This is a genomic window from Mixta theicola (genome assembly GCF_002895925.1).
GTDB lineage: Bacteria > Pseudomonadota > Gammaproteobacteria > Enterobacterales > Enterobacteriaceae > Mixta > Mixta theicola.
In genome coordinates, this window is the sequence record NZ_NWUO01000001.1 from 351071 (window position 1) to 365897 (window position 14827).

Annotated in this window: 13 protein-coding genes; 9 read left to right on the plus strand and 4 right to left on the minus strand. The window is 54.3% G+C overall.

Annotated elements, in window-relative coordinates; translation table 11 throughout:
• The first annotated feature begins 93 nt into the window (after positions 1–93).
• From cydD to infA, 4 genes are all read left to right on the plus strand, one after another.
• Positions 94–1863: a heme ABC transporter permease/ATP-binding protein CydD gene (gene cydD / locus COO59_RS01645; RefSeq protein ID WP_103058087.1), complete on the plus strand. Its 1770-nt coding sequence runs from the start codon at positions 94–96 to the stop codon at positions 1861–1863.
• Complete coding sequence (cydC, locus tag COO59_RS01650; protein WP_103058088.1) at positions 1863–3593, plus strand: heme ABC transporter ATP-binding protein/permease CydC; 1731 nt, start codon at positions 1863–1865, stop codon at positions 3591–3593. The genes cydD and cydC overlap by 1 nt, the downstream gene beginning before the upstream one ends.
• Positions 3594–3626: 33 nt before the next feature.
• Complete coding sequence (gene aat / locus COO59_RS01655; protein WP_103058089.1) at positions 3627–4349, plus strand: leucyl/phenylalanyl-tRNA--protein transferase; 723 nt, start codon at positions 3627–3629, stop codon at positions 4347–4349.
• Positions 4350–4654: 305 nt separating this feature from the next.
• Positions 4655–4873, plus strand: coding sequence for a translation initiation factor IF-1 (gene infA / locus COO59_RS01660; protein WP_002211347.1), 219 nt, complete (start codon positions 4655–4657; stop codon positions 4871–4873).
• Between the two features lie 163 nt (positions 4874–5036).
• Here infA and clpA read toward each other — a convergent pair whose 3' ends face one another.
• Together clpA and clpS are read right to left on the minus strand one after the other, a co-directional pair.
• Entirely contained in the window at positions 5037–7313 is a 2277-nt protein-coding gene (gene clpA / locus COO59_RS01665) for an ATP-dependent Clp protease ATP-binding subunit ClpA (protein WP_103058090.1), read from the minus strand.
• A 56-nt stretch (positions 7314–7369) separates the two neighbouring features.
• Entirely contained in the window at positions 7370–7690 is a 321-nt protein-coding gene (gene clpS, locus COO59_RS01670; protein WP_038627080.1) for an ATP-dependent Clp protease adapter ClpS, read from the minus strand.
• A 324-nt stretch (positions 7691–8014) separates the two neighbouring features.
• Here clpS and cspD point away from each other — a divergent pair, with 324 nt between their 5' ends.
• Complete coding sequence (gene cspD, locus COO59_RS01675; protein WP_103058091.1) at positions 8015–8275, plus strand: cold shock-like protein CspD; 261 nt, start codon at positions 8015–8017, stop codon at positions 8273–8275.
• Positions 8276–8610: 335 nt separating this feature from the next.
• Here the strand turns inward: cspD and ytfE are convergent, their stop codons facing one another.
• Complete coding sequence (gene ytfE, locus COO59_RS01680) at positions 8611–9276, minus strand: iron-sulfur cluster repair protein YtfE (RefSeq protein WP_103058092.1); 666 nt, start codon at positions 9274–9276, stop codon at positions 8611–8613.
• Between the two features lie 241 nt (positions 9277–9517).
• Between ytfE and COO59_RS01685 the strand changes: the two genes are divergently transcribed.
• From COO59_RS01685 to COO59_RS01700, 4 genes are all read left to right on the plus strand, one after another.
• Positions 9518–10417: a LysO family transporter gene (locus tag COO59_RS01685; RefSeq protein WP_103058093.1), complete on the plus strand. Its 900-nt coding sequence runs from the start codon at positions 9518–9520 to the stop codon at positions 10415–10417.
• A 147-nt stretch (positions 10418–10564) separates the two neighbouring features.
• Entirely contained in the window at positions 10565–12214 is a 1650-nt protein-coding gene (gene hcp, locus COO59_RS01690; RefSeq protein ID WP_103058094.1) for a hydroxylamine reductase, read from the plus strand.
• 3 nt (positions 12215–12217) lie between these two features.
• On the plus strand, positions 12218–13207 hold the full coding sequence (gene hcr / locus COO59_RS01695; protein ID WP_103058095.1) for an NADH oxidoreductase: 990 nt from the start codon (positions 12218–12220) through the stop codon (positions 13205–13207).
• 319 nt (positions 13208–13526) lie between these two features.
• Positions 13527–13811, plus strand: coding sequence for a PTS transporter subunit EIIB (locus tag COO59_RS01700; RefSeq protein ID WP_103058096.1), 285 nt, complete (start codon positions 13527–13529; stop codon positions 13809–13811).
• A gap of 33 nt (positions 13812–13844) precedes the next feature.
• On the opposite strand, the gene COO59_RS01705 is transcribed toward COO59_RS01700, so the two are convergent.
• On the minus strand, positions 13845–14777 hold the full coding sequence (locus COO59_RS01705; protein WP_103058097.1) for a LysR family transcriptional regulator: 933 nt from the start codon (positions 14775–14777) through the stop codon (positions 13845–13847).
• Positions 14778–14827: the final 50 nt, after the last annotated feature.

Genomic DNA, 14827 nt, shown 5'->3' on the forward strand with positions numbered 1-14827 from the left:
TTTTTCTTCCCGCCATGCTACATTGCCTGCGCCTCTACTGGCATATTCCCTGGCGATATTGGCCAGCCTGTTTTTCTTGGGAAACGGCCCCGGATGGAAAAGAAACGTCAACACCAACTCACCCGCTGGCTGCGTCAGCAACGTCTGTACGCCCGCCCCTGGACTACCATTTCTACGCTGCTGGGCTTATTAAGCGCCCTGTTGATTATTGCTCAGGCATGGCTGCTGGCAACCCTGATGCATCATCTGATTAGCGAGCAACAGCCGCGCGCTCAATGGCTGACATCCATGTTCCTGCTTCTGCTCTGTTTTGCGGCGCGCGCCCTGCTTAGCTGGCTACGTGAACAGGCGGGCTATCGGGCGGGAGAGCAAATACGGCGCACCCTACGCAAACAGGTGCTCGACCGTTTACAGCAGCTGGGCCCCGCCTGGGTTCAGGAAAAGCCCGTCGGCAGTTGGGCAAGCCTGCTGCTGGAGCAGACGGAAGAGATGCAGGACTATTATGCGCGTTATCTGCCGCAGATGACGTTAGCCGTTCTGATCCCCGGCCTGATCCTGCTGGTGATTTTCCCGGTGAACTGGGCCGCCGGATTGATTCTGTTGGCCACGGCCCCGCTTATCCCGCTGTTTATGGCGCTGGTGGGCATGGGGGCCGCCGATGCGAACCGGCGTAATTTCCTTGCGCTGGCGCGGCTTAGCGGCGATTTTCTCGATCGGCTGCGTGGCTTAGATACGCTGCGTCTGTTTCATCGCGGCGCGGCGGAAACGCGTTCGATTGCCGCCGCTTCTGAGGATTTCCGGCAGCGCACGATGGAGGTGCTCAGGCTGGCTTTTTTGTCATCGGCGGTGCTGGAATTTTTCGCCTCGATCTCTATCGCTATTGTTGCCGTCTATTTTGGCTTTACCTATCTGGGCGAGCTGAATTTTGGTCATTATGGCACCAGCGTTACGCTGTTTGCCGGCTTTCTGGCGTTAATTCTGGCTCCGGAATTTTTCCAGCCGCTGCGCGATCTGGGCACTTTTTATCATGCTAAAGCCCAGGCGGTAGGCGCGGCCGATGCGCTGCATTCTTTTCTCTCCTCCCGGCAAGAGGCCGTGATAACGGAGGGTAAGCAAGCGCTGCCGCTTAATCAGCCGCTCCGGATCGACGCCAGCGGGTTAATGATTATAGCTCCGAACGGAACCGTGCTTGCTGGGCCGCTGGATTTCTCTTTGCCGCCAGGCCAGCGTGTGGCGCTGGTTGGTCAAAGCGGCGCAGGAAAAAGCTCGCTAATCAATGTGCTGCTGGGCTTTCTGCCTTATCAGGGTTCGTTACGGATTAATGGTTTCGAGCTACGCGATCTTCAACGTCACGACTGGCATCGGCTTCTCGCCTGGGTAGGCCAAAATCCCCATCTGCCGGCTCTTACGGTGCGCGACAATATTCTCAACGGCCAGCAGGTTTCTGCGGCGCGCTTGCAGGAAGTGCTCGCGTTAGCCGGCGTCGATGAGTTTATTTCCCGGCTTCCGCTGGGGCTGGAGAGCGAAACGGGCGATCGGGCTGCAGGCCTGTCGGTCGGTCAGGCGCAGCGGATCGCCGTGGCGCGTGCGCTATTAAAACCCTGTCAGCTGTTATTGCTGGATGAACCGGGTGCCAGTCTGGATGCGCGTAGTGAACAGCATGTGATGCGGGCGCTGCTGACCGCCTCACATCAGCAAACAACGCTGTTGGTGACGCACCAGTTAAATGAGCTGGCGCAGTGGGATGAAATCTGGGTCATGCGCGATGGTCGCATTATTCAACAGGGCAGCTGGCAGCAGCTAACCAGCCAGGCTGGACCCTTTGCCCAACTGCTGACACATCGTCAGGGAGAAATAGCCTGATGGCAAAATTACGCCCTTTTCTACGGCTGTATCGCCGTCATAGCTGGCGTCTGCTGGCAGGCGTGTTATTGGCTATTGTAACGTTGCTGGCCAGTACGGGGCTGCTAACGCTTTCGGGTTGGTTTTTAGCGGCTTCATCGCTGGCAGGCACTGCGGGGCTTTACAGCTTTAACTATATGCTGCCCGCAGCAGGCGTGCGCGGCGCGGCCATTATCCGCACCGTCGCGCGCTATTTTGAACGCCTGATCAGCCATGACGGGACGTTTCGCGTGTTGCAGCACCTGCGTGTTTTTACCTTTAGCCGTCTGCTGCCGCTATCGCCCGCAGGGCTTACCCGCCTGCGCCAGGGTGACTTACTGAACCGTTTCGTTGCCGATGTCGATACGCTCGATCACCTTTATTTACGGGTTATTTCGCCGTTCTGCGGTGCGCTGGTGGTCATCATAGTGGTCACCCTGGGATTGTGCTGGCTGGATGTCTCGCTGTCGCTGACGCTGGGCACCAGTATGCTGTTGACGCTGCTGCTGCTTCCACCGCTGTTTTATCGCGCCGGGCGGTCATCAGGCGAGATCATTACCGCTGAGCGTGCGCGTTATCGTCTGCAGCTGACCCACTGGCTGCAGGCGCAGGCAGAGCTTTCGCTGTATGGCAGCGTTAGAGCCTGGCGTTCGCAGCTGGATGCGGTGGAACAACGCTGGCAACAAGCGCAGCGCAGGCAGGCCAGCCTGACGGGGCTGTCGCAGGCCCTGTTGCTGCTGATTAGCGGCGCGACGGTAACTTTGTTGCTCTGGCTTAGCGCTGGCGGCGTGGGTGACTGGCCGCAGCCCGGCGCGTTGATTGCCCTGCTGGTTTTTTGCAGCCTGGCGGCATTCGAAGCGTTAGCGCCGGTTGGCACGGCCTTTCAGCACCTTGGACAGGTTTTTGCCTCCGCTGAGCGTATCAGCCAGCTTATCGATCAAACGCCCGCGGTACAGTTCCCAGCTAAGCAAAGCGATGATATTCCTGCACCCGGTACGCTGGCGTTAAAACAGGTCACCTTTTCATATCCGGATACGGTTTCCCCTGCCCTGCAGCGCCTGACGCTGAAGGTTAACAACGGCGAGACTATTGCGCTGCTCGGCCCTACCGGCTGTGGCAAGAGCACGCTGCTGCAGCTGTTGACGCGTGCATGGGATCCGCAGCAGGGCGAGATTTGGCTACAGGGCATCCCATTAGGTCAGTGGAGCGAACCGGCTTTACGCGCGGCAATTAGCGTGGTCAGCCAGCGGGTTGATCTGTTTAACCAGACATTACGCGATAATTTATTACTGGCCGCGCCGGGCAGTAGCAATGAAGCCCTGAGCGCCGTGCTGGCACAGGTTGGTCTGGAAAAGTTGCTGGACGGCGCAGGGTTAAACGCCTGGCTGGGTGAAGGCGGCCGCCAGCTGTCCGGCGGCGAATTACGCCGTCTGGCTATCGCACGGGCGCTGTTGCACAACGGGCCGATTATGCTGCTGGATGAACCTACCGAAGGGCTGGATGCCGAGACGGAGCAGCATATCCTGGCGCTGCTGGCTCAGGTTACCGCCAACAAAACGGTGATTATCGTGACGCATCGCCTGCAGGGGCTGGATAAGGTCGATCGGATTTACGTAATGGATCAGGGTGAGATTATCGAACAGGGAACTCACCCGGAATTAATGGCAAAAGGCGGACGCTACTGGCATTTTCAGCAGCGGTTTACGCTATAGTCATAGCTTCTGAGACTACGGGGTTTTCGGAAAATGCGACTGATTCAGCTGTCACGTGAATCGCTTAACTTTCCGCCGCCGGAAATGGCGCTGCGTGAACCAAATGGCCTGCTGGCGATGGGCGGCGATCTGAGTCCTGCACGTTTACTAAACGCCTACTATCGCGGGATTTTCCCCTGGTTTTCACCAGGCGACCCGATTTTATGGTGGTCGCCCGATCCGCGTGCGGTATTAATTCCAGATGCGTTTCATTGCAGCCGTAGCATGCAGCGGTTTCATCGTCGCTCGCCTTATCGCATCACCATGAATCGTGCGTTTGCTGAGGTGATTGAGGGCTGTGCCAGCGATCGTGACGAAGGAACCTGGATCACCCCGGAAGTAAAACGCGCCTGGTGGCGTCTGCACGATCTGGGCCATGCACATTCGATCGAAGTCTGGCGCGATCGGGAACTGGTCGGCGGAATGTATGGCCTGGCGCTGGGGCAGATTTTTTGCGGCGAGTCGATGTTCAGCCGTAGTGAAAACGCATCCAAAACCGCGCTGCTGGTATTTTGTCAGCATTTTACCCAACACGGCGGCCAGCTGATTGATTGTCAGGTGTTAAATCCGCATACCGCATCGCTCGGGGCAAAAGAGATGGCGCGTACCGACTATTTGCTGGCGCTTAGCCGCCTGGCGAAAGCGTCGGTTAACGAAGCCTGCTGGTGTACTGATACGCTTTTTCCCCCTGAGCCGATGTTTTGCACGCAACGGTGAGGAATGGTGGTATAATAGGAAAGTTTGGTATGTCGTCCGTTTATTGCGTAAGCGCATCGGAATTACCAGGCTGGGAATCACCACGCATCTTCAGAACTGTTTTCTGGCTGTGGCCGGTTAATAGATTCTTAGCCGCTATTCCCCCTCGCTAACGTCATTGTCATCAGACGACGAAAGTTATGCCTGTATGCTGCGCTACAGGTGCATGCGGGCGTTGGTATAATAACCAACAATTCTTTACATAATACGTGGAATTCGGCATTATCTTGCCGGTTCAAAACTTGGAAGTCCACCCAGAGGATTCGATGGCCAAAGAAGACAATATTGAAATGCAGGGTACCGTACTTGATACGTTACCTAACACCATGTTCCGCGTGGAATTAGAAAACGGACACGTGGTTACCGCTCATATCTCCGGTAAAATGCGCAAAAACTACATCCGCATCCTGACGGGCGACAAAGTCACTGTTGAGCTGACCCCGTACGACCTGAGCAAAGGCCGCATTGTCTTCCGTAGTCGTTAATAACGTCCTGCGTTAATCTGAACATTAACGCCTGACTGATAATAAAGGCCAGATTATCTGGCCTTTTGCTTTTGCGATGCTTTAATGCGCGCTCTGCTCTTCTTACCGATGCGCGGACGAAAAAAAGGCCGGATTAATCCGGCCTTTTGCTTTTCTGCTGCGCTTAGTGCACCGTGCCTTCCGTTTTACGCTTCTCAGCGCTAACGAAATGATAGGCCAGCTGATTTTTCTCTTTATCAAGCGTGACCGAAACCGATCCGCCATCCACCAGCGAACCAAACAGCAGTTCGTTAGCTAACGGTTTTTTCAGGTTTTCCTGCACGGTGCGCGCCATCGGACGTGCGCCCATCGCTTTGTCATAACCCTTCTCCGCCAGCCATTCACGCGCTTCATCGCTGACCTCCAGCGAAACGCCTTTCGCGTCCAGCTGGGCCTGCAGTTCAACGATAAATTTATCAACGACCTGATGGATAACCTCAGCGGAGAGGTGACCGAACCAGATGATATTATCAAGACGGTTACGGAACTCCGGCGTAAAGATCTTTTTGATCTCTTCCATCGCATCGGTGCTGTTATCCTGGTGGATAAGGCCGATAGATTTACGCTCGGTTTCACGCACGCCGGCGTTGGTGGTCATCACCAAAACCACGTTGCGGAAATCCGCCTTGCGCCCGTTGTTATCGGTCAGCATCCCGTTATCCATCACCTGCAGCAGCAGGTTAAAGACATCCGGATGCGCTTTCTCGATTTCATCCAACAGCACAACGGCGTGCGGATGCTTGATAACCGCATCGGTCAGCAAACCACCCTGGTCAAAGCCAACGTAGCCCGGAGGCGCGCCAATCAGACGGCTCACGGTATGACGCTCCATATACTCGGACATATCAAAACGCAGCAGCTCAATGCCCAACGCCTTCGCCAGCTGTACCGTGACCTCGGTTTTACCTACCCCGGTAGGGCCGGCAAACAGGAAAGAACCCACCGGCTTACGCTCATGTCCCAGACCGGCGCGGCTCATTTTAATCGCCTCGGTTAATGCTTCAATCGCATTATCCTGGCCAAACACCAGCATTTTCAGCCGTTCGCCAAGGTTTTTCAGCGTATCGCGATCGGTGGCAGAAACGCTTTTCTCCGGGATACGGGCGATACGGGCGACTACCGTCTCAATATCAGCCACGTTAACGGTTTTCTTGCGCTTGCTGACCGGCATCAGGCGGCTGCGTGCGCCCGCTTCATCAATGACGTCAATCGCCTTATCGGGCAGATGACGGTCGTTAATATATTTGACCGCCAGCTCAACCGCGGCACGTACCGCCTTCGCGGTGTAGCGTACATCATGATGCGCTTCATATTTCGGCTTCAGTCCGTTAAGGATCTGTACCGTTTCATCCACGCTCGGCTCGGTAATATCGATTTTCTGGAAACGGCGCGCCAGCGCACGATCTTTTTCAAAGATATTACTGAATTCCTGATAGGTGGTTGAACCCATCACGCGGATACGCCCGCTCGACAGCAGCGGTTTGATCAGATTAGCCGCATCGACCTGACCGCCGGAAGCCGCACCGGCGCCGATGATGGTATGAATCTCATCGATAAACAGGATACTGCTCTCATCCTGCTCCAGCTGTTTTAACAGCGCCTTAAAGCGTTTTTCGAAATCGCCGCGGTATTTCGTGCCGGCCAGCAGCGAACCAATATCCAGTGAATAGATGGTGCAATCTTTAATGATTTCCGGCACGTCGCCCTGCACGATGCGCCAGGCGAGGCCTTCAGCGATAGCGGTTTTACCGACGCCCGATTCCCCCACCAGCAGCGGGTTATTTTTACGGCGACGACACAGCACCTGAACGGTACGCTCCAGCTCCTTGTCGCGGCCGATCAGCGGGTCGATACCGCCAACGCGAGCAAGCTGGTTAAGATTGGTGGTGAAGTTTTCCATACGCTCCTCCCCGCCTGCCTGCTCTTCATTAATTTGATTTTCCGGCCCCTGCGCCTGGCCCGGTTCATCTTTACGCGTCCCGTGGGAAATAAAGTTCACCACATCAAGACGGCTGACTTCATGCTTGCGCAGCAAATAGGCCGCCTGCGACTCCTGTTCGCTGAAAATGGCCACCAGCACGTTTGCGCCTGAGACTTCACTGCGCCCGGACGACTGAACGTGGAAAACCGCACGCTGCAAAACCCGCTGAAAGCTGAGCGTCGGTTGCGTATCGCGCTCTTCTTCCGTTACCGGCAGCACCGGCGTGGTTTGTTCGATGAAGGCTTCGAGCTCCTGGCGCAGAGCCACTATATCCACCGTACAGGCTTCCAGTGCCTCTCTGGCCGACGGGTTGCTGAGCAAAGCCAGCAACAGGTGCTCGACGGTCATAAATTCATGACGGTGCTCACGCGCTCTGGCGAAAGCCATGTTTAAACTGAGTTCCAGTTCTTGATTGAGCATTAGGCACCTCCCCCAATTATCGCCCTACGGTTTATGCCAGAATAGCACAACGCCGCTCAGGCTTTTTCCAGCGTACACAGCAACGGATGCTCATGCTCTTTAGCGTAGCGATTCACCTGCGCTACTTTGGTTTCCGCCACTTCGGCAGTAAACACGCCGCAAATCGCTTTACCCTGATAATGCACTTTGAGCATCAGTTGCGTTGCACGCTCAATATCATAAGAAAAGAACTTTTGCAGAACGTCAATGACAAATTCCATAGGAGTATAATCGTCATTGTTGAGTATAACTTTATACATCGAAGGCGGCTTGAGACCTTCGCGCAGTTTCTCTTCTGCAAGATGTTCAAAGTTAAGCCAGTCGTTAGTGTTTCCCATAATGTTCCGTCGTAATCTGTGTTGCGCACTGGCACGAAAGCCGCATGCCATATTATCAGTGTAACACGCGCGCCATCTGGCTTCGCGCAGGTAAAAAAATATCCGCTGTGCTACAGGCGCGACCGCTATCACAAATTTGGCAATAGCGTTAACTACCTCAAAGTTTAGCGATTTTATCGATGCCTGAACCGGCCGATGGCTTGACGCTTACCCTCGTTCCTCTACATTCTACAAGCACAAGCTGATGGAGTTTTAAACAGCTCCATACGGCTTTCACTACCTCACCTACATAGTAAAAAAACGTCTTGCGAGGGAACCAGAAGTATGGAGAAGGGTACAGTTAAATGGTTCAACAACGCCAAAGGATTCGGCTTTATCTGCCCGATCGGCGGCGGCGATGATATCTTTGCCCACTATTCCTCAATCCAAATGGAGGGATACAGGACGCTCAAAGCCGGACAACACGTGCAGTTTGATGTTCATCAAGGCCCGAAGGGCAATCATGCCAGCCTTATTGTTCCGGTGGAGACGGCCGAAGGCATCCGCATTGTTCCGGTGGAGGCGGTCGAAGGTATCCGTGCCTGAACCCGTGTTAACACATTCTGTACAACCCGACTGAAAAATGCCAGCTACGGATGCTGGCATTTTTATTAAACATTTTGGTCACCTTTAACAGGTGGGGCTGACAGGATGTTTTTCAACCCTGGCCTGCGCCCTTAACGCTAACGGCGCTACGGCTACGATGTGAACCCGCCTGAAGCGCAGAGCAAAGAATAGTGGCTGGACAATTTCAGGCTAAACCATTTGTGCCTCGGAGCATTAACCCACTGTAGAGAATAATTTTTTAATTTTCCCCGTTCAAAATGACAAAAAGACCTGCGGTTCAGGCAGGCCTTTTCTTCAGCATCCGTCAGGCTGGCTCACTCGCCGCGCAGCGCACGTGGGAACAACAGGTTGTTTTCCAGATGGATATGCTGCATCAGATCTTTAATAAACTGGTCAATGCCGCTGTACAGGGCGCGCCAGGTAGTACAGGCGCCTTCGGGCGGCGTAAGGTTATTGGTCAGAGATTTAATGATTTCCAGCTGCTCGCCCGCTTCATTATGTTCGAATTCCATCACGGCGATAGGATTGCCAGCATGGGCGCCCAGGCCTTGCTCAATCATAGGGAACAGTACGCGTTCTTCTTTCATCATATGTTCGCTGAGATGCTGCCAGACAGCCTGAATGGTACTGGCCAGACCGTGCGGACAGGCTGATTTTGCGCCATGCACGCGCTCAACCTTTTCGGCCATCGTAATCAGGTCGGGCAGCTGCTGACGATGCACGTTATGGTAACGGTTAATAATATGTTCAATCAGCGCAGAAAGCGGCGCATTAAGCCAGTTCTCTTCCTCACTTTTCTGTTGCGTCAGCTGCTGTAATTCTTGCTCAAGCTGTCCAATCTCCAGGCCGCGTTTGGCAGCCATCTCTTCCAGCGTATGTTTACCGCCACAGCAGAAGTCGAGATCGTATTTATGAAACAGAGCGGTTGAACCAGGGATAGCGATAGCCAGCTCTCCCAGAGTAGTAGTACGTAAGGACATTGCTTTTACCTTTTGCTGAAATCATAAGTTGCATTTTAAATACATCTTTTGACGGAAAGCCACTCTATTTTTCTTTCGCCTTATAAAACAGCTCTTATGGAAAAACGACGGCCCCAGCTTTTTCCTGGCCGGGAGCGCTTTTCAGCGGCGGTAGCCAACAAATTTCGTGTCGGACTTTACGAGTTTGCCTTTTTTGGTTAGCGTGAAGTTCGTCAAATTTGCTTATGGATTTCACAGGGATATGTATTCAGGATTGCTGATCATTCTTTTGCCATTAGTTATCGGTTATTTGCTACCGCTTAAATCCCCCGCTCTGCAACGCCTGATTAATCGTCTGCTGAGCTGGATGGTCTACGTTATTCTGTTTTTTATGGGCATCAGCCTGGCGTTTTTGGATAATCTGGCGGCTAACCTGCTGGCTATTTTACATATCGCCAGCGTCAGCGTTATTGCCATTCTGGCCTGTAATCTGGTGGCGCTGCGCCTGCTGGAAAAACACCGCCCCTGGCACCACCATCACCAGCAGGAAGCGCTGCCTTCGCGTCTTCATATGGCGCTGGAATCGCTTAAGCTGCTGGGCGTAGTGGTGCTGGGTTTCTTACTGGGCCTGACCGGCTGGACATTTTTGCATCACGCCACCCAGGCAAGTGAATATGCGCTGTTCCTGCTGCTGTTTCTGGTTGGCCTGCAGCTGCGCGGCAGCGGAATGACGCTGCGTCAGATTGTGCTGAACCGGCGTGGGATGATGGTCGCATTTGTGGTCTGCATAAGCGCTTTTGTTGGCGGCATCCTGGCGGCGCTGGTGCTGGGGCTACCCTTGACTACCGGGCTGGCGCTGGCCAGCGGCTACGGTTGGTATTCGCTCTCTGGCATTTTAATGACGGAAAGCTTCGGACCGGTTATCGGCAGCGCGGCATTCTTCAACGATCTGCTGCGCGAACTGCTGGCGATAATGTTGATCCCGCTACTGATCCGTCATCATCGTTCCAGCGCGCTGGGGCTGTGCGGCGCCACCTCTATGGATTTTACGCTTCCCGTGTTGCAGCGTGCCGGCGGCGTTGAAATGGTGCCCGCTGCAATCGTACACGGCTTTGCCCTCAGTCTGGCTTCGCCTGTGTTGATCGCTCTCTTTTCTTCATGACAATATGGCGGCGCAAAACCAGGCCGCCTCCCCTTTTCTTTTTGCTTTAGATCAATCCGCTCTTAATTATTTCAGGCTCCTCTTGCCTGCCAGTCGCGCTTCTCTTTAAAGTTGCATTTAAAATACTACTTATAAAGGGATACTATTATGTTTTGTGTGCAATGTGAGCAAACAATCCGCACTCCGGCGGGTAACGGCTGTTCCTGGGCGCAGGGGATGTGTGGTAAAACCGCGCAAACGTCCGATTTACAGGATCTGCTGATCGCCGTCTTACAAAGCCTTTCCGCATGGGCTTTGCACGCGCGCACCGGCAGCATTATCGAGCATGAAATCGACAGTTTCGCGCCTCGCGCCTTTTTCTCCACGCTGACCAACGTTAACTTCGACTCCGATCGCATCATTAATTACGCCATTCAGGCGCAAAGCTATCGCGATAATTTAAAAGCCCGCTGCGCCGTACTGGGCCTCGGTGCGCCGCAGCATCCGCTGAGCGATTTGTCTCTGAACGGCCACCATGCCGAAGTTTTACAGCAGCAGGCGCACGCGTTTGCGCTGAATGCCGGTGACGATCATGAAGATGTGGTCGGTCTGCGTCTGCTGTGTCTGTATGGTCTGAAAGGCGCCGCCGCCTATATGGAACATGCGCACGTGCATGGCCGTTACGATAACGAGATTTATCACCAGTATCATCAGATCATGGCATGGCTTGGCACGCGTCCGAACAATATCGAAACGCTGCTGGCGGAAGCGATGCATATCGGCAAAATGAACTTCACCATTATGGCGATGCTGGATGAAGCGCAGACGACGACCTACGGCGATCCGCAGCCGGTTAAGGTTAACGTGCGTCCGGTGACCGGCAAGGCGATCCTGATTTCCGGCCATGATCTGAAAGATCTGCAGCTGCTGCTGGAGCAAACCGTCGGCACCGGAATTAATGTCTATACCCACGGCGAAATGCTGCCTGCGCACGGTTATCCGGAGCTGAATAAATATCCTCACCTGGTAGGCAACTACGGCAGCGGCTGGCAGAACCAGCAAACCGAGTTTGCCCGCTTCCCGGGCCCCATTGTGATGACCTCCAACTGCATTATCGATCCGAACCCAGGCGATTATCAACAGCGTATCTGGACACGCAGCATTGTCGGCTGGCCGGGCGTTAACCATCTTGACGGCGATGATTTCACGCCGGTGATCGCGCAGGCGCAAGCGATGGCAGGCTTCCCGTGGAGTGAAATCCCGCATGAAATTACCGTTGGCTTTGGCCGTCGCGTACTGCTGGACGCCTGCGATTCTATTATTGAACTTGCCACGCAGAAAAAACTGCGGCACGTCTTCCTGGTAGGCGGCTGTGACGGTAGCCGTGACAAACGCAGTTACTATACCGATCTGGCGATGGCGGTGCCGGACGACTGCCTGATCCTGACGCTCGCCTGCGGTAAATACCGCTTTAACAAGCTCGACTTCGGCACGCTGGAAGGGCTGCCGCGCCTGCTGGACGTGGGTCAATGCAATGACAGCTACGCCGCGATTGTGCTGGCGGTCAAGCTGGCGGAAAAACTGAACTGCGGCGTTAACGATCTGCCGCTGTCGCTGATCCTTTCATGGTTCGAGCAAAAAGCGATTGTGGTGCTGCTGACGCTGCTGTCGCTCGGCGTGAAAAATATCCGCACCGGCCCGACCGCCCCGGCGTTTCTCACCGATAACCTGCTTGCCATTCTGGAAAAAGAGTTTGGCATGATCCCGGTAACCACTGTTGAAAACGATCTTGCCGCTATTCTGCCGCCACAGGAGTAAAACATGAACATCACGACACTTTGCCCCTGGCGCATGCAGGTTCACCATATTACGCAGGAAACGCCGGATGTCTGGACGCTGGCGCTCATTGACCATGATTTCTACCGCTGGCAGGCCGGTCAGTTCGCGCTGGTGCGCATTGGCAACGGCGACGAGGTGCGCGCCTATACCCTCTCCTCGACGCCGGGCCAGAGCCGGTTTATCACCCTGACGATCCGCTATATCGAACGGGGCAAAGGCTCCGGCTGGCTAACCCGCCAGGTGAAGCCCGGCGACTACGTCTGGTTATCCGATCCGCAGGGCAGCTTCAGCTGTGAACAGCATCCCGCTGCGTATTATCTGCTGCTGGCGGCCGGCTGCGGAATTACGCCGGTGATGTCAATGGCGCGCTGGCTGCACAGCCATCGTCCGGAAACCGATGTGCATCTGATCTACAGCGTCCGCTCGCCGCATGATGTTATTTTTGCCGCCGAACTGCAGGCGCTGCGCCCGTGGCTGAAGCTGACGATTATTGCTGAACAGCAGGCGGAAGCGCAGATGCTGACGGGCCGCCTGAGCGCAGAAATTCTGGCGCAGCAGGTACCGGACATCGCCCGGCGGACGGTAATGATGTGCGGCCCGCAGCCCTATATGGATCGGGCGGAAAGCGACGTGCGCGCGTTGGGCGCCGTTCATCTGTTACGCGAGCAGTTTACCGCTGCCGCGCCTGATGAAACAGAGGATAACGGCGTGCGCTACCATCTGAGCAGCGCTTCACAACGGCTGAAAAACGCTGCATTTCCGGCGGGCCGGTCGCTGCTGTCGGCGATGGAGCAGCATAAGCTGCCGGTTGACGCGGTTTGCCGCGCTGGCGTATGCGGCTGCTGTAAAACGCGCGTGGTCAGCGGCGAATATCAGACCAGCAGTATGGTTGGCCTGACGGAAGAAGAGATCGCGGCAGGCTACGTGCTGGCCTGTAGCTGTCAGCCGACGGGCGATATTGAGCTGGCCTGACGGCGAATTTCATCGTGGCTCACCCGCTTTGCGGCGCGTTGAGCAGGCTTTTTATCGTCTGTTGCCATGCGCCGCCAGCAACAAAGCGCCACGCTAAAGCAAACCGTTGCCATACGGGTCGCGCAGTTAAACAGCTAAGGGAATCCAGGGATTCCCTTAATCATCTGAACCACATAGCCGGGCTAACGCTATTCCCTTCCTGTTTTGATGCCAGCCGTTGGATATAGATTTTAACTATATCAACGCGACGAAAATCGATTTCCTTTCCTTAGCGCCACCTCAGTATACTTTTATTAATGTCATTTTTAGGGAGACAGGCATGGAAATGAAACAACGGGCAGAACGGTTACTGCAGGCGCTGGGCGGAGCCGATAATCTGACGCATCTGGTCTATTGCGCCAGCCGCGTCCGTGTCCAGCTGCGCAATGACGCCCTGCTTGATAAAACCAGTGTTGCTGATATAGCAGGCGTAAAAGCTATAGTCAGCGTCGATAAGCAACAAAAAACCGAATATCAGCTGGTAATGGGTCCCGGCAACGCTAAAACCTTTTATCAGGAAATTGTTGCCGCCGGCGGGCTGGAAAATCTGGCGGTCGATCGGTAAAACAGACCGGAACAGGGCATATTCCAGCCCTGTTTACCGCAGCAAATCAGCGTGCTGCTGCAAATGCTGATAAATTAGCTTTATTGCCTGTTTTATATGCGGCGCATCCGCATTTTCCCGCCGCAGGTAAATGCCGACCATTGCTCTGCTGCTCTCCTGAGATAAAGCCAAAGGCACAATATCATAACGGCTAAAATAGCCTGCCACACAGGCAGGATAAGGCATAACCGCATCGGAGCTATTAACAATATCGATAGCGGCCAGCATGCAATTGGTGGAATAAATTACCCTTTCCGTTAGATGATATTGGTTACGTTCACGTTTTTTCGGTTGCATATCATCAACGATATGCTGATGGCGTACCGCATCCGGGGTCATCATCACATAGGGATAATCGACTAATTTTTCCGGCTCGACCGGCAGGCTCAGCAAGGGATGACCGGCACGCACAAACAGGCTATTAGCGGTACTGAATAACGGCAAAAAGCTGATACCCGCCTTCGGATTCAGCCCCTGAATCTCATGGCCGATAAACAGATCGATGTCGCCGCTTAATAGCAGCTCCATAAGCCACAGATGATTGCCTAAATCTATATGAATATTGGCGGTGGGATAGCGCTGCCGGTGAACGTCAAAGGTATCCTTAACAAACAGATGCCACCAGGCGTGTCCGGTGCCCATTCTCAGGCTTTGCTCCTGGCGTTCCTTAATAAAAGCGATTTTAACCAGCGTATTATCATAAATACGCTGCATCATGCGTCCCTGCTCCAGCAATAACTCACCATACTCCGTCAGCTTTACCCCGGTCGACGTACGATCGAACAGGGTTACCCCCATGTTTTCTTCCAGTTTTTTCATATTATGGGTCAAAGTCGGCTGGCTCAGACAAAGCTTGTTTGCTGCATGACTCACATTTTTAAAAGTGGCGACTTCGATGAACTGACGCAGAATCTTATCCATGATCACGCTTAAGGTTGTTGATATAGATTTTTTCTATATCACAACGAGGAAATATG

Excerpts from the sequence above, each read along its gene's own strand:
- hcr (WP_103058095.1), top strand. The coding sequence starts at position 12,218 with ATGAACATCACGACACTTTGCCCCTGGCGCATGCAGGTTCACCATATT.
- COO59_RS01685 (WP_103058093.1), top strand. The coding sequence starts at position 9,518 with ATGTATTCAGGATTGCTGATCATTCTTTTGCCATTAGTTATCGGTTAT.
- hcp (WP_103058094.1), top strand. The coding sequence starts at position 10,565 with ATGTTTTGTGTGCAATGTGAGCAAACAATCCGCACTCCGGCGGGTAAC.
- cydD (WP_103058087.1), top strand. The coding sequence starts at position 94 with ATGGAAAAGAAACGTCAACACCAACTCACCCGCTGGCTGCGTCAGCAA.
- infA (WP_002211347.1), top strand. The coding sequence starts at position 4,655 with ATGGCCAAAGAAGACAATATTGAAATGCAGGGTACCGTACTTGATACG.
- ytfE (WP_103058092.1), bottom strand. The coding sequence starts at position 9,276 with ATGTCCTTACGTACTACTACTCTGGGAGAGCTGGCTATCGCTATCCCT.
- cspD (WP_103058091.1), top strand. The coding sequence starts at position 8,015 with ATGGAGAAGGGTACAGTTAAATGGTTCAACAACGCCAAAGGATTCGGC.
- aat (WP_103058089.1), top strand. The coding sequence starts at position 3,627 with ATGCGACTGATTCAGCTGTCACGTGAATCGCTTAACTTTCCGCCGCCG.
- clpA (WP_103058090.1), bottom strand. The coding sequence starts at position 7,313 with ATGCTCAATCAAGAACTGGAACTCAGTTTAAACATGGCTTTCGCCAGA.
- cydC (WP_103058088.1), top strand. The coding sequence starts at position 1,863 with ATGGCAAAATTACGCCCTTTTCTACGGCTGTATCGCCGTCATAGCTGG.
- clpS (WP_038627080.1), bottom strand. The coding sequence starts at position 7,690 with ATGGGAAACACTAACGACTGGCTTAACTTTGAACATCTTGCAGAAGAG.
- COO59_RS01700 (WP_103058096.1), top strand. The coding sequence starts at position 13,527 with ATGGAAATGAAACAACGGGCAGAACGGTTACTGCAGGCGCTGGGCGGA.